At 45.8% G+C, this 20,394-nt stretch carries 17 protein-coding genes and 1 riboswitch; of the genes, 15 read left to right on the forward strand and 2 right to left on the reverse strand.

The window, feature by feature from the left end; genetic code table 11:
- Nucleotides 1-13 precede the first annotated feature (13 nt).
- The 3 genes from CDO84_RS01350 to CDO84_RS01360 all read left to right on the forward strand — a co-directional run bounded on the left by CDO84_RS01350 (nt 14) and on the right by CDO84_RS01360 (nt 4,910).
- Nucleotides 14-916: an aldo/keto reductase gene (locus CDO84_RS01350; protein ID WP_040084149.1), complete on the forward strand. Its 903-nt coding sequence runs from the start codon at nt 14-16 to the stop codon at nt 914-916.
- A 186-nt stretch (nt 917-1,102) separates the two neighbouring features.
- Entirely contained in the window at nt 1,103-3,187 is a 2,085-nt protein-coding gene (mtlR, locus tag CDO84_RS01355; protein WP_040084148.1) for a mannitol operon transcriptional activator MtlR, read from the forward strand.
- A 211-nt stretch (nt 3,188-3,398) separates the two neighbouring features.
- Nucleotides 3,399-4,910: a class I adenylate-forming enzyme family protein gene (locus tag CDO84_RS01360; RefSeq protein WP_040084147.1), complete on the forward strand. Its 1,512-nt coding sequence runs from the start codon at nt 3,399-3,401 to the stop codon at nt 4,908-4,910.
- 18 nt (nt 4,911-4,928) lie between these two features.
- On the opposite strand, the gene CDO84_RS01365 is transcribed toward CDO84_RS01360, so the two are convergent.
- Complete coding sequence (locus tag CDO84_RS01365) at nt 4,929-5,525, reverse strand: class I SAM-dependent methyltransferase (protein WP_040084146.1); 597 nt, start codon at nt 5,523-5,525, stop codon at nt 4,929-4,931.
- Nucleotides 5,526-5,675: 150 nt separating this feature from the next.
- Here CDO84_RS01365 and CDO84_RS01370 point away from each other — a divergent pair, with 150 nt between their 5' ends.
- The 5 genes from CDO84_RS01370 to amj all read left to right on the forward strand — a co-directional run bounded on the left by CDO84_RS01370 (nt 5,676) and on the right by amj (nt 9,510).
- Nucleotides 5,676-6,536: an SDR family oxidoreductase gene (locus tag CDO84_RS01370; protein WP_040084145.1), complete on the forward strand. Its 861-nt coding sequence runs from the start codon at nt 5,676-5,678 to the stop codon at nt 6,534-6,536.
- A gap of 15 nt (nt 6,537-6,551) precedes the next feature.
- Nucleotides 6,552-7,055, forward strand: coding sequence for a D-lyxose ketol-isomerase (gene lyxE / locus CDO84_RS01375; protein WP_040084144.1), 504 nt, complete (start codon nt 6,552-6,554; stop codon nt 7,053-7,055).
- Nucleotides 7,056-7,142: 87 nt separating this feature from the next.
- A complete protein-coding gene (locus CDO84_RS01380) occupies nt 7,143-7,688 on the forward strand; it encodes a GNAT family N-acetyltransferase (protein WP_040084143.1) in 546 nt (181 codons plus the stop codon).
- A gap of 83 nt (nt 7,689-7,771) precedes the next feature.
- Complete coding sequence (locus CDO84_RS01385) at nt 7,772-8,194, forward strand: pyridoxamine 5'-phosphate oxidase family protein (protein ID WP_014662815.1); 423 nt, start codon at nt 7,772-7,774, stop codon at nt 8,192-8,194.
- A gap of 506 nt (nt 8,195-8,700) precedes the next feature.
- Entirely contained in the window at nt 8,701-9,510 is an 810-nt protein-coding gene (gene amj, locus CDO84_RS01390) for a lipid II flippase Amj (RefSeq protein WP_003234394.1), read from the forward strand.
- Nucleotides 9,511-9,554: 44 nt separating this feature from the next.
- Here the strand turns inward: amj and CDO84_RS01395 are convergent, their stop codons facing one another.
- The gene (locus CDO84_RS01395; RefSeq protein WP_014662816.1) at nt 9,555-9,845 is read right to left on the reverse strand and encodes a DUF3817 domain-containing protein; all 291 of its coding nucleotides are present in this window, start codon (nt 9,843-9,845) and stop codon (nt 9,555-9,557) included.
- A 184-nt stretch (nt 9,846-10,029) separates the two neighbouring features.
- Between CDO84_RS01395 and lrpC the strand changes: the two genes are divergently transcribed.
- From lrpC to CDO84_RS01430, 7 genes are all read left to right on the forward strand, one after another.
- Nucleotides 10,030-10,464 carry a transcriptional regulator LrpC gene (gene lrpC / locus CDO84_RS01400; RefSeq protein WP_003246585.1) on the forward strand — a complete coding sequence of 145 codons (435 nt, stop codon included), beginning with the start codon at nt 10,030-10,032 and terminating at the stop codon, nt 10,462-10,464.
- Nucleotides 10,465-10,528: 64 nt separating this feature from the next.
- On the forward strand, nt 10,529-12,712 hold the full coding sequence (locus tag CDO84_RS01405; protein WP_040084142.1) for a DNA topoisomerase III: 2,184 nt from the start codon (nt 10,529-10,531) through the stop codon (nt 12,710-12,712).
- Between the two features lie 201 nt (nt 12,713-12,913).
- Nucleotides 12,914-14,002 (forward strand): glycosyl hydrolase family 8, encoded by a 1,089-nt coding sequence (locus CDO84_RS01410; protein ID WP_040084141.1) that lies wholly within the window; start codon nt 12,914-12,916, stop codon nt 14,000-14,002.
- Nucleotides 13,983-14,834, forward strand: a complete 852-nt coding sequence (gene epsK / locus CDO84_RS01415; RefSeq protein ID WP_040084140.1) for a cyclic-di-GMP receptor EpsK — start codon at nt 13,983-13,985, stop codon at nt 14,832-14,834. Before CDO84_RS01410 ends, epsK begins: the two co-directional genes overlap by 20 nt.
- A gap of 10 nt (nt 14,835-14,844) precedes the next feature.
- Nucleotides 14,845-16,554 (forward strand): DUF2334 domain-containing protein, encoded by a 1,710-nt coding sequence (locus CDO84_RS01420; protein ID WP_082033074.1) that lies wholly within the window; start codon nt 14,845-14,847, stop codon nt 16,552-16,554.
- Entirely contained in the window at nt 16,547-17,809 is a 1,263-nt protein-coding gene (locus tag CDO84_RS01425; RefSeq protein ID WP_040084138.1) for a glycosyltransferase family 2 protein, read from the forward strand. The genes CDO84_RS01420 and CDO84_RS01425 overlap by 8 nt, the downstream gene beginning before the upstream one ends.
- Nucleotides 17,810-17,814: 5 nt before the next feature.
- Nucleotides 17,815-19,926 carry a cellulose biosynthesis cyclic di-GMP-binding regulatory protein BcsB gene (locus tag CDO84_RS01430; protein WP_040084137.1) on the forward strand — a complete coding sequence of 704 codons (2,112 nt, stop codon included), beginning with the start codon at nt 17,815-17,817 and terminating at the stop codon, nt 19,924-19,926.
- 137 nt (nt 19,927-20,063) lie between these two features.
- A riboswitch (cyclic di-AMP (ydaO/yuaA leader) is annotated at nt 20,064-20,207 on the forward strand.
- Nucleotides 20,208-20,394 lie beyond the last annotated feature (187 nt).

Consider the following 20,394-nt stretch of genomic DNA (forward strand, 5'->3'; position numbering starts at 1 on the left):
AGAGGGATTTTGCATGCAACGTATTCAATTGGCGGAGGATCTTCAATTTTCAAGAGTCATACACGGCCTTTGGCGGCTGAATGAATGGAACTATTCAGATGCTGAACTGCTGAGTCTCATTGAATGGTGTATCGATCACGGCATCACGACCTTTGATCATGCGGATATTTATGGGAGCTATACGTGCGAAAAGCTGTTTGGAAACGCCCTTGCTCTTTCGCCCGGATTAAGAGAAAACATAGAGCTGGTCACAAAATGCGGCATTGTTCTTGAATCGCCTGAACGGCCAGCTCACAGATCGCATCATTATAACACAAGCAAATCGCATATTTTGGCATCTGTTGAGCAATCACTTATGAACCTTAGGACGGATTATATCGATGTGCTGTTGATTCACAGACCGGACCCGCTCATGGATCCGGAGGGGGTAGCAGAGGCGTTTCAAGCGCTGAAATGCTCTGGCAAGGTCAGGTACTTCGGCGTTTCGAACTTTAAAGATCACCAGTATCGGATGCTGGAATCGTATTTGCCTGAGAAGCTCGTGACCAACCAGATTGAGCTTTCCGCTTATGAATTAGAAAATGTGCGCGACGGCACTTTGAATCTCTGTCAGGAAAAACGGATACCGCCGATGGCTTGGTCGCCTCTGGCAGGCGGCAAAGTTTTCACTGGTGACACGGAAAAAGACCGGCGTGTCCGCACGGCGCTTGAATCCGTTCAAGCAGAAATCGGCGCCGCTTCTTTGGACGAGGTCATGTACGCATGGCTGTATACGCATCCGGCAAACATCATGCCGATTGTCGGAAGCGGAAAGCGCGAGCGGATTTCTGCCGCGATAAACGCGATGTCATACAAGCTTGACCAAGATCAATGGTTTCGTATTTTTACAGCCGTACAGGGTTACGATATTCCATAAAAAGCATCAGCTTACCAGCTGATGCTTTTTCAATGTTGTCACACCGCTTAGTGCCAAATTACCATTTATAACTGATTGATTCTTTTGTGAAAGCGTTTTATATTAAAAGGAAACCTCTCTATATCCTCTACTGCATCTCCTTGCGACTTCATCCGCACATCAAGATTGTCTAGGAGGTCTTTTTTTATGTATATGACTGCCAGAGAACAAAAGCTGTTAAAGCACTTGTTATTACAAAATAGATATATAACCGTAACTGAGCTTGCTGAGCTGATGGAGGTCAGCACGAGAACCATTCACAGGGAGCTCAAATCAATTAAGCCGCTGATGGAAACCGTCGGGCTTACGCTTGATAAACAGCCCGGCAAAGGGTTGAAAGCAGTGGGAAGTCCCGAGGATAAACAAAAGCTGCTCACCGATTTATCATATGAACAGCATGAATACAGCGCGGACGAAAGGAAACTGCTCATTCTCTGTTCGCTATTAGAGTCTCAGGAGCCCGTCAAACTGTACACGCTTGCTCATGATCTTCAGGTGACAAATGCCACGGTCAGCTATGACTTAGACGAGCTGGAGAAATGGATTTCTCCCTTCGGATTGACTCTGATCCGCAAAAGAGGTTTTGGCATCCAGCTCATAGGGCCGGAGAATGCGAAACGGAAAATTGTCGGCAACTTGATTGTGAACCGCCTCGACATCCAAATGTTTTTGGAAGCGGTTGAATTAAACATCAAAGGAAAACCTGATTCTTCAGAGAAAATGTTTGGTGTTGTCAGCAAAGGTGAGCTGCTAAAAATGGAGCGCATCTTATTTCAGCTGAAGGAAAAAATCGCTTTTTCATTGTCCGACAGCTCCTATATAGCGCTCGTCGTCCATCTGACGTATGCGATCGAACGGATTAAGCTTGGGGAAACCATCACCATGGAGCAAAATGAGCTTGAGGAGATGAAGAATGCGAGAGAATACAGCTCGGCTCTTGAAATCGCAGGCGAGCTTGAACGAGCCTTCGGCGTGACGATACCGGAGGCGGAGGTCGGCTATATTACAATCCACCTTCGAAGCGCCAATCGAAAATACAAAACAGAATACAAAGCGCAGGAAATTGAGCTGGAAACAGCCCTGCAAACAAAGCGGCTCATTGCCTTTATATCAGATAAAATCCGAATGGATCTCACGAAAAACTACTCTTTATATGAAGGCTTGATCGCCCATTTGGAGCCGGCCGTCAGTCGCATAAAAGAAAATATTGAGATATACAATCCGATGAAGGAACAGATTAAGCACGATTATTTTCTGCTTTACATGGCAATTGAAGAAGGCGTCGAAAAATATTTTCCGGGCATGTCCTTTTCTGATGATGAAATCGCTTTTATCGTTCTTCACTTTGGCTCGGCTCTTGAAATCAAAAAAGAAGAAGCAAAAGTGAAAGCGCTTGTCGTCTGCTCAAGCGGGATCGGCTCTTCGAAAATGCTTGCCTCAAGGCTGAAGAAAGAGCTGCCGGAAATTGAATCGTTTGATATGTCATCCCTGATCGAGCTAAAGGGGAAGGATGTTCAAGCGTATGATATGATTGTATCCACTGTTCCGATTCCTTATGAAAACATTGATTACATCATGGTCAGCCCGCTATTAAATGAGGAAGACGCAAACCAGGTCAAGCAGTATATCAAGCGGAAAATTCCCCTTATTCTTAACAAAAAAAGAAGCCCCAAGGAAGAAACGCAGCAAGCTGATGCACCTGATATGCTGGAAGCGGCGGAAAGCATAGGTCGGTATATGGAGGTTATTCAAGATGTTTTACGCCATTTTTCACTAACTCAACTCAAAACAAACCCGGATCATAGCATGCTGCTGTTAGAACTTTTTCAGCAGCTGAAGAAGGATGGCTTGATCCGTGATCCGGAAAAAGCCGCGGTTTGCCTGGCTGAGCGGGAGAAACAAGGGGGATTGGGCATCCCGGGAACAAACATGGCGCTTTATCATCTAAAAAATGATGAAATCGTCCTGCCTTTTTTCAAAATGTTTGATCTCAGCACCTCCTATGAAGTGGATGGCATGGACGGAAATACCCTCATCATGACACGCATCCTCGTCATGATGGCGCCTGGTTCATTATCTGCTGAAGGCTCGGAAATTTTAAGCGCGATCAGCTCGGCAATTATCGAGAGCGGAGAAAGCATGGCGGGGTTTCAAGAAGAAGGAGAACAAGAATTGTATCAGCGGTTAAACCGCATATTTTTCACTTGGATGAAAGAAAAAAACATACTGTAATCCTTCATGGCACACGTCAAAAAATTGGCGTGTGTTTTTCTGTGGACGGGGAACAAAATAAGAAAATGTGGGACTATTTTATCATTCAGTATTGGAATAATTCCAAAATGAAATAGTTTTACAAGTTATCTTTTTTGGGTTAAAATGGGTGAGGTAAGGAAGAAAATCTAACAAATTATTGAAGATTCAAGAGAATATAGGAGATGACGATATGGAAACATTACAGCATCTGATTCTGCATGACATGCCGGATAGCGAAGAAATAGAGGCTGTAAAAAGCGGAGACCATACACTGACATATAAAGGTTACCGTAAACGGATTAATCAGCTGGCGAATGCCATGCTGCAAAAAGGAATTCAAAAGGGCGACCGTGTTGCATTGCTTTGCAAAAACGGCCATCCCGCATCAACTGTTATGTTCGCCGCGCTTGAAATAGGTGCTGTTGTTGTACCTGTCAGCTGGCAGCTGAAACCATATGAAATGACAGGCATTTTAAAAGCAAGTGAACCGAAAGCGATGTTTTACGGAGCGGAGTTTAAAGAGACGCTGGATGAAATTCTTCCTGAATTGTCCTCACTGTGTTTAACAATGGAGACAGGAACAGCTTACGAAACATCTGCTGAATTTGAAGCGCTGTTTGCCGGTCCTGATCAATTGCCGGAAACGGAAATGGTTTCCCCAGATGATACAGCACTTCTCATGTTCACGTCTGGCACAACGGGAAACCCGAAAAGATGCATGATCACACATGGCGGCATATACAGATACGTCAAAAAATCCAACAGCTCAGTAACACGCATGAAGGGCCTTCGTTTTCTCGCGTGCCATCCGATTTATCATACGAGTGCGCTCATTTGCATCATGCTTGGAACGTTTGCAGGAACAACCTTTGTGTTCACAAAGGATCAAGATCCTGTTCACATGCTGAAGGTCATTGAAGAAGAGAAAATTCAGACCGTGATGGCTCTTCCTGTGTTTTACACGTATTTGCTTGAAGCGTGGGAAACGCACCAAACTGACTTATCGTCGCTTGTTATTTTAATGACAGGCGGAACAAAAGTGCCGAGCAGCCTAATCCGCCGCTATCTTGATATCGGCATTCCGCTCGCGCATGGCTATGGAAGTACTGAGGCTTGGGGAATCAGTACATGGATGCCTGATATGGGAATGGATAAAGCGGCATCTGCGGGGAAACCTGTGGAAGGCGTTAAAGTCAAAGTCGAAGATCCTGTGACGGGAGAAGAACTCCCCCAAGGAGAAATCGGCGAAATCGTTGTTCATACTCCATTCTTATTTAAAGGCTATGAAGACAACCCTGAAGCAACAGCGAAAGTGCTGCAAAACGGATGGTTCAGAACCGGAGATTCTGGCTATGTGGATGAAGATGGCTTTATTTTCATCACTGGACGCTACAAAGATGTCATTATTTACGGAGGCGATAACGTCTATCCTGATCAGGTTGAAGAAGTTATCCAGCAGATCCCGGGAATCCTTGAAACGGCGGTGGTCGGAATACCAGACCCGCTTTACGGTGAAAAACCGAAAGCTTTTATCGTGAAAAATGGCGGCCAGCGCATAACGGAAGAGGATGTCATCGCATTTTGTAAAGAGCGCCTGTCCGCTTACAAAATACCTGAAGTTGAATTCGTTAACGAACTGCCGAAAAACAACCTCGGCAAGGTGAAAAAAGACGTCCTGCGCAACCAGGCTGTACATTCATAAAAGAAGAAGCCCGCCACTTTATGTGGCGGGCTTCTTTGCAGTTGCACAAACGGCAAGCTCAGGCCTAATGTTCTTAAATTGTATATCAATGTCCTCGAAGCCGGCTGCTTTGAAGTCGGCAATCATCTGTTTTCCAAATGATTTGGTTTTCTCAGGGCTGGCATCCGCTTCCCGCGGCTGCATCGTAATGGCTGCTTTGCCGCCGGGCTTTAATGCCCGATAAATCTGTTTCATGCCTTTTGTTTGGTCATTCCAAATGGTGTAGTTGTTAACGGAAATCACTTTATCATAAAACGAGGCGGAAAGAGGAAATGTCTCGACGCTTCCTTGTATCAGGCGTACCCCCTCTGATTTCACTCTGCGGGCGGCCAGCTTCAGCATGGCTTCTGACACATCAATCCCATGAAGATGAACATCCTTTTCGCGTTTCAATATCTGCTGCATGCAGTATCCAGGGCCAAACCCGACTTCTAAAATGCTGTCCCCGCGCATGATCTCAAGCTGATTGATTGTCCACTGATTCAGTGTCTGATTTTCAGCAGCCATGATGTACCCGGCAATCATGCCGATGACGCCTTTAGGTCTGCTGAATTTTTTTGAAAGCATGTTAATCATTCAGTAACCCCCTTTTCAAGTTATTTCCTCCCAGCGTTCCATGTGAAACATTTTTCTGATAAAGCAATACGAAGGTGCCAATCCATGTTTATCCAAAGAGCGTGTGAGGTACACAACAAATAGACAAGAAACCAAAGGAGGAGAATCATCATGGCACATTATCCAAAAGAACTGCCGGCACAAACCCAAAATCGCCAGCCGGGAATTGAAAGCGAAATGAATCCAAGTCCGGTGTATGAGTACGAGAATTACAAAGGAGCGGACAAATTAAAAGGAAAAGTTGCGCTCATTACAGGCGGCGACAGCGGGATCGGACGCGCGGTTTCGGTTGCTTACGCAAAGGAAGGCGCTGATATCGCCATTGTATATAAGGATGAGCATGGAGACGCCGAAGAGACGAAGAAACGCGTTGAACAAGAAGGTGTAAAATGCCTGCTGATTGCCGGTGACGTCGGTGAAGAGGAATTCTGCAATGAAGCGGTTGAAAAAACGGTCAAAGAACTAGGCGGCCTTGACATCCTTGTCAACAATGCAGGTGAACAGCATCCGAAGGAAAGCATCAAAGATATTACGAGCGAACAGCTTCACCGCACATTCAAAACAAACTTTTATTCTCAATTTTATTTGACTAAAAAAGCAATTGATTACCTGAAACCGGGCAGCGCCATCATCAATACGACATCCATCAACCCGTACGTAGGGAACCCGACACTCATTGATTATACAGCGACAAAAGGGGCGATCAACGCCTTTACAAGAACAATGGCGCAGGCGCTTGTCAAAGACGGCATCCGTGTAAATGCAGTCGCGCCGGGTCCAATCTGGACGCCACTAATCCCAGCTACGTTCCCTGAAGAAACAGTTGCTCAATTTGGGCAAGATACGCCGATGGGCCGTCCTGGACAGCCTGTTGAGCACGTCGGCTGTTATGTGCTGCTGGCATCAGATGAGTCCTCTTACATGACAGGACAGACCCTGCATGTCAACGGCGGAAACTTTGTGACGACATAAGAGGGAGTGAGACATATGGGCATCACGAAAGAAGAAGTGAACAGCTACTATCAAAAAGCAGGGATTGTATTAACGGACGAGGAAGTAGACCAAATCCAGCTGATGGATTACGGCTTAGGAAAAGAAAGAAAAGTCGGGCTCCAGCTCTTCGTCTACGTCAATACAGACCGTTATTGCTCAAAGGAACTGGTGCTGTTTCCGGGACAGACTTGCCCGGAACACCGCCATCCGCCGGTCGACGGCCAGGAAGGCAAGCAGGAGACCTTCCGCTGCCGCTACGGAAAAGTGTATCTTTACGTAGAAGGAGAAAAAACGCAGCTGCCAAAGGTTCTCCCTCCTCAGGAAGACAGGGAACACTATACGGTCTGGCACGAAATTGAGCTGGAACCGGGTGGGCAATATACGATTCCCCCGAATACAAAGCATTGGTTTCAAGCCGGGGAAGAGGGAGCCGTCGTGACGGAAATGTCTTCGACGAGCACAGATAAGCATGATATCTTTACCGATCCAAGGATATAAGGATGAGGCTTAGCAGCCCATCCTTTTTTGTATTGAAAAAAACGGGATCATCGCTATAATGGGTAAAAAAGGAAAGAGGGAGAGGCAATGTTCACTTGCAAGGTAAATGAGCACATCACCATCCGATTATTGGAGCCGAAGGATGCGGAGCGGCTGGCCGAACTCATTATCCAAAATCAGGAGAGGCTTGGCAAGTGGCTGTTTTGGGCGGAAAATCCAAGCAGCGCTGAAACGTACAGAGAAACGATCATTCCAAATTGGCGGTGGGAATATGCTGATCTGACCAGCATTGAGGCGGGGCTCCTTTATGACGGCAGCCTATGCGGCATGATCGGACTGCATAACCTTGATCAAGTGAATCGGAAATCGGAAATCGGATACTGGATTGCCAAAGAATTTGAAGGGAAAGGCATTATTACCGCTGCCTGCCGAAAACTCATTACTTATGCTTTTGAAGAGCTTGAGCTGAATCGTGTGGCGATCTGTGCGGCTGTCGGAAACGAAAAAAGCAGAGCGGTTCCGGAGCGGCTCGGCTTTCTAGAGGAAGGAAGGGCACGGGACGGCTTATTCGTAAACGGCAGGCACCATGATCTTATCTATTACAGCTTGCTAAAGCATGAATGGAAAGGATGAAAATAAAGAGCACACTTTCTTGTTTAAATCTTCCCCGGATGTGGAAAAGTAACAGCGGAGACGTTAAAAAGGAGTGATTCGAGATGAATCAGAAAGACATAAAACAAAAAGTGCTTGATGTTCTAGATCACCATAAAGTAGGTTCGCTCGCAACGGTTCAAAAGGGCAAACCGCATTCCCGCTACATGACTTTTTTCCATGACGGGCTGACGATTTACACACCGACAAGCAAGGAAACTCATAAAGCGGAAGAAATTGAGAACAACCCCAATGTCCACATTTTATTAGGCTATGATTGTGAAGGCTTTGGCGACGCCTATGTCGAAGTTGCCGGAAAAGCCAAAATCAACAATTCGGCAGAACTGAAGGACAAAATATGGAGTTCTAAATTAGAGCGCTGGTTTGATGGCAAGGATGATCCGAATCTGGTGATTCTTGAAATTGAACCGGAAGATATCAGATTAATGAATGCCGGAGAGAAAACACCGGTCTCACTTGACCTGTAAAAAATAATTGTGTTTTCAGGGGCGATATGTTATTATGAATAGCTAGTAAGAAAAATAAGCAAATAAAAAAGAAAGTAAACTTCTTTTTTCTGTTTTGAGAGAGAAGCTTACCGCTTCCCAAGCAGCATAATCAGCTGCCCTTATTCTTTTCCTTCATAACAAATCGCCCCTAACGATGAGATGGAAAAAAGACTTTTTTGTTTTACAATTCACACCGGCGCGGCTTCGGAGCCGCAGTGACGATTGAGAGGTAGGGCTTTCGTTGTCTTGTGTTCAAGAAATTTCCATGGTGTTTACTTTCCAGAAAGATTCTTCGGAACAATGCTTTATGAATCTAACCCGCCCGAGCTGGCGGATGATATAATCTTTATTTGCGTATAGAAAAGAATAAGACAAACCGCTCGGCGTTCGCCAGCGGTTTTTTTATTGCAAAAAACACATCGTACTGAAACCTAATTGCCTTCTTTGCAGTCTTATCTCTAGGATGAAATTGGAGGAAGAATAACGTGCATGTCATTACAACACAAGTACTTTTTATATTTTGTTTTTTATTGCTGATTCATTCGATAGAAACCTTAGCCTATGCCACAAGGCTTTCCGGGGCCCGCGTTGGATTTATTGCGTCCGCGCTTTCCCTGTTTAATGTCATGGTCATTGTGTCCAGAATGTCGAACATGGTGCAGCAGCCCTTTACCGGGCATTTAATTGATGATGCGGGAAAAAACGCACTGGCGATTGTAGGCGAGCAGTTCCGCTTCTTGATTTTCGGATCGACAGTCGGCACCATCCTGGGCATCATCCTGCTCCCGTCTTTTGTCGCTCTTTTTTCACGGGCGATTATTCACTTGGCGGGCGGCGGCGGCTCCGTTTTTCAAGTATTCCGAAAGGGATTCTCGAAACAAGGATTCAAAAATGCCCTTTCCTATTTGCGTCTGCCGTCTATTTCATATGTAAAAGGATTTCATATGCGCTTGATTCCGAAGCGTTTGTTTGTCATCAACATGCTGATCACATCGATTTATACGATTGGCGTGCTTTCGGCTTTGTACGCAGGCCTGCTGGCGCCGGAGCGCAGCACGACAGCCGTCATGGCTTCGGGTTTGATCAATGGAATTGCGACGATGCTGCTGGCCATTTTTGTTGATCCTAAGGTATCCGTTCTTGCCGATGATGTGGCAAAAGGAAAACGAAGCTATATCTATTTAAAATGGACCTCTGTCACAATGGTTACATCAAGGGTGGCGGGCACACTCCTCGCCCAGCTCATGTTTATTCCGGGGGCCTACTATATCGCCTGGCTCACAAAGTGGTTTTAATAAGAAAGGCTGGATCAAAAAGATCCAGCCTTTTTTGCGTTTCCTTATTTAAAATTCCTCAATCCGCGATCGTACAAAAAGTTTCCGAATGGGACGAAAGCGACGATGAAGCCGGCGGCTGACCATTTCAACGGCCATTTGACAGAGAAGGTTGCATAAGCCAAGACAAGCAAATACAAAATGAACAACCCTCCGTGAACCGAACCGACAATTGTCACTGCAAGCGGAAGGCCTGCCCAATATTTAAGCGGCATAGCGATGAACAGCAGGATTAAGAGTGACATTCCTTCAATAAAACCCATCGTGCGAAGTCTTCCGATCGGCGTGTGCAGCATAAATCGCCCTCCTTGTGGACACGTTTTCATTTTATACTATAAACAATCCAGAGGGGCATATGACAGCTTTCAAAAAATGTTCGGAAAACATTCATTTTTACATGCCTTTTTCAGGGAACTGTACTTGTCATTTACAAAAATACCCGAGATAATGTGTACAAAATCATAAAAGAAGGATGTTGAAATGAAACTTGACCAGATTGATCTGAATATCATTGAGGAGCTGAAGAAGGACAGCCGGTTGTCGATGAGGGAATTAGGCAGAAAAATTAAGCTGTCGCCTCCATCTGTGACAGAACGGGTAAGGCAGCTTGAATCGTTTGGCATCATCAAGCAATACACGCTGGAGGTCGACCAGAAAAAACTGGGTCTTCCCGTTTCCTGCATTGTGGAAGCAACCGTCAAAAACGCGGATTACGAGCGGTTCAAAAGCTATATTCAAACATTGCCGAATATTGAATTTTGCTACCGGATTGCGGGTGCAGCCTGCTATATGCTGAAAATCAATGCCGAAAGCCTCGAAGCGGTAGAAGATTTCATTAACAAAACATCGCCCTACGCGCAAACCGTCACTCACGTCATTTTCTCAGAAATTGACACGAAAAACGGGCGCGGTTAGAGAGTGCCGCGCGAAGTCTGTTATAATAACAGGATGAGTGTGAAAGAAAGAGAAGTGATTAAGCATGTCAAAAACAGTTGTATTAGCTGAAAAACCTTCAGTCGGCCGGGATTTAGCCCGGGTGCTGAAGTGCCATAAAAAAGGAAACGGTTATCTCGAAGGTGATCAATATATTGTGACCTGGGCTTTAGGCCATTTGGTGACACTTGCCGATCCGGAAGGCTACGGAAAAGAATTTCAATCATGGCGTCTGGAGGATCTGCCAATTATCCCAGAACCATTAAAGCTTGTGGTGATTAAAAAAACAGGAAAACAGTTCAATGCGGTCAAATCGCAGCTTACCCGTAAAGACGTCAATCAGATTGTCATCGCGACTGACGCAGGCCGGGAAGGAGAGCTTGTTGCGCGCTGGATCATTGAGAAAGCGAATGTCCGCAAGCCAATCAAGCGGCTGTGGATTTCTTCTGTAACGGATAAAGCGATCAAGGAAGGATTTCAAAAGCTTCGCAGCGGCAAAGAATACGAAAATCTGTACCATTCTGCTGTCGCCAGAGCGGAAGCGGATTGGATTGTGGGGATTAATGCGACCCGTGCGCTGACAACAAAATTCAATGCCCAGCTCTCATGCGGTCGTGTGCAGACCCCGACGCTTGCCATGATTGCAAAGCGCGAGGCAGACATTCAAGCGTTTACGCCAGTTCCATATTACGGCATCCGTGCTGCAGTCGACGGCATGACGCTGACGTGGCAGGATAAGAAATCAAAGCAGACGAGAACGTTCAATCAAGACGTAACAAGCCGTTTGCTAAAAGACCTTCAAGGAAAGCAAGCGGTCATAGCTGAGCTGAAAAAAACAGCGAAAAAAAGCTTTGCGCCTGCGCTTTATGATTTAACGGAGCTGCAGCGTGACGCCCACAAGCGCTTCGGTTTTTCTGCTAAAGAAACGCTTTCTGTGCTGCAGAAGCTGTATGAGCAGCATAAGCTCGTCACATATCCGCGGACGGACTCTAGATTTTTATCCAGTGACATCGTCCCGACGTTAAAAGACCGCCTGGAAGGCATGGAAGTAAAACCGTACGCCCAATATGTCAGCCAAATTAAAAAACGCGGCATCAAATCCCATAAGGGCTACGTCAATGACGCGAAGGTGTCAGACCACCACGCGATTATCCCGACCGAAGAGCCGCTCATTCTCAGCAGTCTGAGTGATAAGGAACGAAAGCTGTATGACCTGATTGCGAAACGTTTCCTTGCAGTATTAATGCCTGCATTCGAATATGAAGAAACAAAGGTCATCGCAGAAATCGGCGGAGAAACCTTTACGGCAAAAGGCAAAACCGTACAGTCGCAAGGATGGAAAGCTGTTTATGATATGGCGGATGAGGATGATGAGCAGGACGATGACAGAGATCAGACACTTCCTGCGCTTCAAAAAGGCGACACACTTGCCGTCCGCACGTTAACGGAAACAAGCGGCCAAACGAAGCCGCCCGCCCGCTTTAACGAAGGGACCCTGTTGTCAGCGATGGAAAACCCAAGCGCGTTTATGCAGGGAGAAGAAAAAGGCCTCGTCAAAACGCTTGGAGAAACAGGCGGCCTCGGCACGGTGGCAACGCGTGCCGATATCATTGAAAAACTGTTCAACAGCTTTTTAATTGAGAAAAAAGGCCAGGATATCTTTATCACTTCTAAAGGAAAACAACTCCTGCAGCTTGTTCCGGAGGATCTGAAATCACCGGCCTTAACGGCAGAATGGGAGCAAAAGCTGTCTGCGATCGCGGCCGGCAAATTGAAATCGGCTGTCTTTATTAAAGACATGAAGGCTTACGCTCACCAAACGGTAAAAGACATCAAAAACAGCAGCCAAACCTTCCGACACGACAACATCACGGGAACGGCATGTCCGGAATGCGGCAAAATGATGCTGAAAGTAAACGGCAAACGCGGGACGATGCTCGTGTGCCAAGACCGTGAATGCGGAAGCAGAAAAACGATTGCCCGAAAAACAAACGCGCGCTGCCCGAACTGCCATAAAAGAATGGAGCTTCGCGGCCAAGGTGAGGGCCAGACCTTTGCGTGTGTGTGCGGCCACCGCGAGAAGCTCTCTGTATTTGAAAAACGAAAAAACAAAGACAAAGCACGTGCTTCCAAACGGGACGTGTCCTCTTATTTGAAAAAACAAAATAAAGATGAGCCGATTAACAATGCGCTGGCAGAACAGCTGAAAAAACTCGGTTTGGATAAATAATAAAAAACCTGTGCCTATCGCACAGGTTTTTCTATTGGACTTAGGACCCGTTTTTTTAATGTTCAAAAAGGAAAAAAAAAGCTAGCAATCTGCATTTTTTTCTTTTATAGTAAATGTACTTTGTAACATGGCAGTCATATTTTCTTCTATAACTATTTGTGAGCGTCTGATTCGCTTCAGGCGACAAAGGGGGATTTGCCTGTGAGGCATGCACTAATTGCTGTCATCTTATTCTTTTTATCTATCGGACTTTCCGCAGGGTGTGCTGAAGCTGGAAATAAGGCCCAAAATCAGTCGGCGGCAGAAGTGAACACCAGCCCGCTGCAGCCAGCGGAATATTTCATCTATCATAATCTAATGAATGATCAAGGGCTGATCAAAACCGATTTTTCAGACCAGCCTTCGTATTTATCAGAATCTCTCGGCCTGTGGATGGAGTTTCTGCTCAGCAAAAATGACGCACCGCATTTCCAGGATCAATATCAGCATCTGACTGATTCATTTCTGATGAGCAATCACTTGGTGACGTGGAAGATTCAAAATGGCCAAGCGAGCGGGACGAATGCGCTGATAGATGATATGAGAATTATGCTGTCTCTTGACCAAGCCGCCGCAAAATGGGGCCGCAGCGACTACGCGCAAACGGCTAAGGATATCGGCACGGCTTTGAAGACATACAATATGAACAACGGTTTATTCACAGACTTTTACGACTCACAGGCCGCTTCAAAGGATGTGACGCTTTCATACGTCATGCCTGATGCCTTAGCTATTTTAAAGAAGAATGGAATCATAGACGAAGAAACAGAACAGCGGAATGCCAATGTTCTCTATTCAGCTCCTTTAAAAAATGGCTTTTTGCCGAAGACATACAGCTCGGTGACGAAGGAATACACATATGACAGTGAAATCAACCTGATTGATCAGCTTTACACTGCTTTGCATTTGCCGGAAGGGGATGAAAAAGCATCTGTTTTAGCGGACTGGATCAAGCAGGAATTTCAGACAAACGGAAAGCTGTACGGGCGATATTCGGCAGATACGAAGGAGCCTGCCGTGCAATATGAATCGCCATCCGTATATGCATTAGCCGTATTGTTTTTGACAAAACAGCATGAAAACAGCTCTGTCATCAAAGCCATATATGACAGAATGAATGACTTTGAAATTCATGATCCTGTGAAGTCGTATTATGGAGGCTATATGAGCGGCACTCAGACGCATTCATTTGACAATCTGCTGCCGCTGTTAGCCGAAAGGAAGCTTTTTAATGAAAATATCATTCAATGAATCACAAAAATTATTTGCTTATTTTTCAGGGCTCATCGCGGCCCTGTCTCTGTTTATTTATTATGTGTCAGCCCAGCAATCGGAAGGCGCTCTGATCCTTTGCATCACGTTTGTCGTCATCGCCGCAGGCATCTGGTTCGGCCCAATTTACGCGCTGGCGGTGACCTTAATCGTACTTTTTGTTCTCGGCACCTTAATGATGTTTTTCCAGACTGGACAGGCATCGCTCTTTCCAGCTGAGGAAGGGCTGCGAATGCTTGTCGTGTGGGGAATCGCGCTTTTGCTGTTTTCTTTTATTTCCGGAAGAATCCACGATATCACAGCAGAGCTTCGGCGCTCAATCACACGGCTTCAATCCGAAATCAAAAGTTTTGTTGCTGTTGACAGAGTGACTGGGTTTGATAACAAGCAAAGGATGCAGCTGGAACTTTCAGAAGAAATGAAGCGGGCTGAGCGCTACGGCAATTCTTTTGTGTTTTTGCTGCTCCATATGCATTATTTCAAAGAGTTTAAATCCTTGTACGGTGAAAAAGAAACGGATCGCCTCTTCCAATATGTCGGTCAGCAAATCAGGACGAGTGTTCGGGAAACGGATAAGAAATTCCGCCCCTCTGACGAGCGTATCGGGATCGTGCTGACGCACACGCCTGCTGAACATATGCCAGCCGTTCTGACCAAGCTGAAGAAACAATTGGATACATATCAGCTGGAAAATGGAAAGTACGTCTCGCTTATGTTCCACGTTTGCTATTTGCCCTACCGGAAAGATATCAAAACAGCTGATCAATTTTTAGAAGAACTGGAAAACGAGATGATGATGAATGAACTATAAAGGAATCACACTGCTCTGCATCATGCTGCTTCTGTTTTCAGCGATTGTGTCTTTTCCCGTTTCTGCGCAAGCGAAGGAGCGGGATGCCGGCATTCTCATCATCTATTCAACCTTGGACGGCAAAGAGTCGTCTCAAGTCAAAATGCTCGATTTGCTTGCGGGACACTTTACATCCCATGTAACAGTCAAAAGAGATTCAGATGTTGAAGCGTCGGATTTCAAAGGAAAAGATCATGTGATGTATTACGGCCAATCGAAAAGAAAGCTCAGCAAAAAATTGCTGTCTCTTATCAGCGGCGTAAAAAAACCGGTTGTCGCCATTGGCTATAACGCAGGACAAATCAGCCAATTTTCCGGGCTTTCATTAGCCCGCAAAGAAAATGTGTTTCAGGTTCACAGCAGGCCAGAAAAGGCCGATGTGTCTCTGGAAAGCGGGCTTAATGTGCTGAGCGTATCAGGCCTGAAAGGAACGGCGCTTTACACCTTCAAAGCCGACGACGGCAAAACACATTCTTTTATATGGAAAACAAAAAAAGGGAATGTGTACATTGGATTAACGAATTTGTTAAATGACAATTTGATCGTGGCGAAACAGCTCAGAGAAGCCTTCGGAGAGAAGGCGGGGACGACGTTATTGTATTTGCGTCTCGAGGATATCAGCCCGATGTCTGATGAAAAATTGCTGCTACAAGCCGGTACATATCTGCATAAGCGGCATATTCCTTTTATCCTGGCGGTCATTCCGGTTTACTTGAATCCGGAAACAGGCGACAAAGTGTATTTGTCTGATCAACCGAAGATGGTCAAGGTGCTGAAAAAGCTGCAAAGCATGGGTGGCAGTATCATTGTTCACGGCTATACTCACGCTTATCGCTACAGTGAAACAGGAGAGGGCTTTGAATTTTGGGATGCAAAGGCGGATCAGCCGATTACATCCGGAAATGCCGAAGACCCCCCGTCCATTTTGGAGAAGGCACAGGACTTCCCGAACGAACAAGCCTACCGCAGCTATCTCGAACCATTTCGGGAAAAGGAAGAAACGTATACAAAGCAAAAACTGACGCGGGCCATTGAGGATTTGACATCATCGGGTCTTTACCCGCTGGCGTTTGAAGCGCCGCATTACACGATGTCCGAATACGGCTATCAAATCGCTTCACAGTATTTTTCAAGCATTTTTGGCCAGGTTCAGCTCAGCGACACAACGTGGAAAACCTCCGGTGCACCTCCGTTCGTGACCGCTCCCTCGATGCTGCATGGAATGACGCTTTATCCGGAGACGATCGGCTTTGTTGATACATCAAAGCAAAACCCGCTCGGCGAGATGGAGGAGCATATCTCTCAGATGATTGATTTTGAAGGCGGAGTAGCCGGTGGATTTTATCACCCGTACCTTGGGATGAAATATCTGCCGGAGCTGGTTGATCAGATGGAACGCATTCCAGACAGTGAATGGCTCGATTTAAAGAAAACGCAACAAACCGTCAAAACAGACAAAGTGGAAATTCATACAAGCGGTGATGGAACGATTCAGGTGAAAAACGGCGTAAGCGCCATAGACGAGTTTTTCGATCATCATCGGCAAACCCCTCTGGAAAAGGCATTATGGATTCTCTCCGCTGTCGTGCTCTTATTTGTCATCATGTTTGTCAGTTATACGTTTTACTTGAGAGCCACATTGAAAAAACGAATTTTTAAGGAGAGAAGAAGCCTTGGGTAATACGCTGTTCTTTATCTCGCTAAGTTTAATATGGGTGATGCTTCTCTACCACATGTTCCTCATGCAGGGCGGGTTCCGCCACTATATGACCTTCGAACGGAATATCCCGAAGTGGAGAGAAAACATGAAGGAGCTGCCAAAGGTCAGCGTCCTCATCCCGGCGCATAACGAAGAGGTTGTGATTCGGCAGACGCTGAAGGCGATGGCCAACCTTTATTATCCGAAGGACCGTCTGGAGATTATCGTCGTGAATGACAATTCGTCAGACCGGACGGGTGATATCGTCAATGAATTTTCCGAGAAATACGATTTCATCAAAATGGTGATTACGAAGCCGCCGAACGCAGGTAAAGGAAAATCCTCTGCACTCAACTCGGGTTTTGCCGAATCGAATGGCGATGTGATCTGTGTGTATGACGCCGACAATACGCCTGAGAAAATGGCCGTGTATTATCTCGTGCTCGGCCTGATGAATGACGAAAAGGCAGGCGCCGTGGTAGGGAAATTCCGCGTCATCAATGCGGCAAAGACGCTGCTGACGAGGTTTATCAATATCGAAACGATCTGTTTTCAGTGGATGGCCCAGGGAGGCAGATGGAAGTGGTTCAAAATCGCCACGATCCCAGGCACCAACTTCGCGATCCGTAGAAGCATTATCGAAAAGCTCGGAGGCTGGGATGACAAAGCGCTCGCTGAGGATACTGAGCTGACCATCCGGGTATATAATCTCGGCTATCACATTCGCTTTTTCCCTGCGGCCATCACGTGGGAGCAGGAGCCGGAAACCTGGAAGGTATGGTGGCGCCAGCGCACCCGATGGGCGCGCGGTAATCAATATGTCGTGCTCAAATTTTTGGCGCAGTTTTTTAAGCTGAAACGAAAACGGATTATCTTTGATTTGTTTTATTTTTTCTTTACGTACTTCCTGTTTTTCTTTGGCGTGATCATGTCAAATGCGATTTTTGTAGTGAATTTGTTTTATGATTTGCATTTGTCTGTTGGATTTTTGGCAATGATTCTCTGGATTTTGGCATTTTTCTTATTTATGACAGAGGTCATGATTACGTTGAGCATTGAAAAAACAGAAATGAACAGGCAAAACTTTTTTATCGTGTTTCTCATGTACTTCACATACTCGCAGGCATGGATTGTGCTTGTTATCTACTCTTTATTCGTAGAAATCAAGCACCGTTTATTCAAGCAGGAGGTCAAATGGTACAAGACAGAACGATACAACCAACATAAAAGCGGGTGACCTTTTTGAAACAAATAATGATTTTTCTCACAAGCTTCATGCTGCTGGCGATGACTGGACAAACGGCTCTTGCCAAAGACGTACAGGTCAGCGGTTCGCTCCTCGGGAAAAGCAACCGAGAACAAGCCAAACAGCAGGTGCTGACAAGCGAGCTGATTACACTGTATGGATCAAAAGACAGCGCAGAGCTGACGTATCAGATCCCGGCAGGCGCCTCTTCGGGCAATCAGCAATTGGTAATCGAATACGAGGCATCAAATCTTTTAATTTCTCCATCATCGTTAACGGCTGTCATTGATGATGAACCGGTCAAGACGTTAAAGCTTGATGGTGATTCCAAACGGAAAACAGTGAAGCTGAATCTGAATAAAAACCAGTCAGCGCAAGGTTATCACAACGTATCGCTGAAATTTTACGGCGTAATGAAAGAGGGCGTGTGTGTCAGACAGGATACGTCTGGCAACTGGATCAAAATTTATCCGGACAGCCGGCTGACACTTGCTGACAGCGGTGAAGCGAAAGGAACGTCGCTGGACCATTATCCGTACCCATTCGCCCAATCTGGAAACACAACCGAAGAAACCGCCATCGTCATTCCGGATGACCCAAGTTCGGCGGAAATTGAAGCTGCGGTTAAAACAGAAGGCTATTTGAAAACGGTGGACAGCAGTGTCAGGATTGCGTATGTCACAGAATCTGAGCTGAAAAAAATCGATAAGCCGACGATTGTTATCGGAGTGGACAAGCATTGGAACGGCAAAGTGAAAAAACTGATGAAACAAGCCGGCTTACAGGCAAAAGGAGAAGAACTTCTGCTTGCTGAGCGGGTGCTGAAAGCAGAGGGCAAGCAGCAGCCGGTTCTGTTTGCGCAAGCTGCATCCGAGGACGTACTCGCTAAAAAAATCAGCGTGATGACAGATCAGACATACACAGGCCAGCTCAGCGGCGATACACTTTCAATCAGCAAGCTTAAGCAGACAGAAAAAAAAGAAAGCGATAAGCTGACCCTCGAGAATTTTGGAGCGGGCGATATCACAATTGGAGCCGACAAAACATCTTCAGCACATTATTTTTATCCGGCTTCGGCGGTTTTGGATGAAAACCAATCAGCGAAGCTGTCGCTTAAACTGAAAAAGTCTGAAACGATTCAAGCCTCAACGGACGAAAATGAATCGGCTTCTCAGGCTTCAGAGCTGAAAGTGATGATCAACGGCCAGCCGCACTCGGTCCGGCTTGATGACTTAGGAAAAGAAGATAAAAACGGATTCTATCATGTTACGGTAAAAGTGGACCCAAAGCTGCTGCAAAAAAACCGCTACATTGATATTCAGTTCGTCACAACCGGGTTAAAGGAAAACAACCCTTGCAACACCACTGATGAAGAAAAGTGGGTCTTTATTGATAAAAGCAGTACATTATCATACACCATCAAAGGGATGTCCCCGTCAGCGGATTTTCAAGAGTGGCCGCTTCCTTACGCCGGAAATCAGGTTCAAACAACGGTAATCGTGCTTCCTGACACCGTAAGCCAATCGAAGCTTGAGGAGCTTTCTCTCATAACGGAATCCTTTGGCAGCGAAGCACAGCATTCATATACGGTAAAGAAATCATCTGACGTTACAGCAAACGATGCGAAAGGCCGAAACCTCATTTTTATAGGAGGGATCAATCAATTTTCTCTTCTGAAGGAGAAATCATCAGACCTGCTTGTGCCGCAGGCAAAAAATGGCTCGTTTGATGTATCTGGTTTCGAGATGCTGAATGAGACGACAAAACAAGTGGTATTTACCCAAGCATCGCCTTGGGATTCACACTATACAATGGCTGTATTTGCACCGGCAAAAGGAGAAGGCACGGCTGTCACGAAAGAGATCATCAATTATCTGAACAGCAACGATGATTCGGCAACCGTCCTTAATGAAACAAATAGCCAGCAGGTGTTTACAAACCACCAGCAGCTCAAATCGGAGACAATCAGCTCAGACGCAGAACAACCAACACAGGATCATAGCCAGAAATGGATGTATATTGGTGTGCTGGCACTTATTATGGTGATTGCGGCAGTGTTCATTTGGGTTGCCGTAAGACGAAGAAAAAGAAAGACAGATACAGAATAAAAACAGAGGCAATCTAGCCTCTGTTTTTTTTTATTTTTGGTATGTAAATTCCATTTGTGGAACCTATCATTTTATTTTTTCCGCCCGGCCAATAAGCCTCTTTACAACGTGTGGGAACGGGAGTATGATCTCTTTTAGAAAACAAATCGCTTAATCTGAAATCAGAGCGGGGGACCCATTAGAATGGCTTTTTGCCGTTGGGGTGAATCCTTTTTAGGTAGGGCTAACTCTCATATGCCCGAATCCGTCAGCTAACCTCGTAAGCGTTCGTGAGAGGAGATGAATGAAACCTGTGTTCGATGTTATGGCACAGGGGCATCCGTTTGCCTCTGTGTTTTTTGCCGTTCATTTTTAGGAATGTAAATCGCATACAGAGACATCATAGCAGAAAGGACTATTGCAAAATGTGAGAGCAAGACACTGATGTTTTATTGTTTTAATTGAAAAATGAGAAATTAAAAGGGGAAG

The sequence above is a fragment of the Bacillus sp. MD-5 genome (assembly GCF_002201875.1).
In the GTDB taxonomy this organism is placed as follows: Bacteria; Bacillota; Bacilli; order Bacillales; family Bacillaceae; genus Bacillus; species Bacillus stercoris.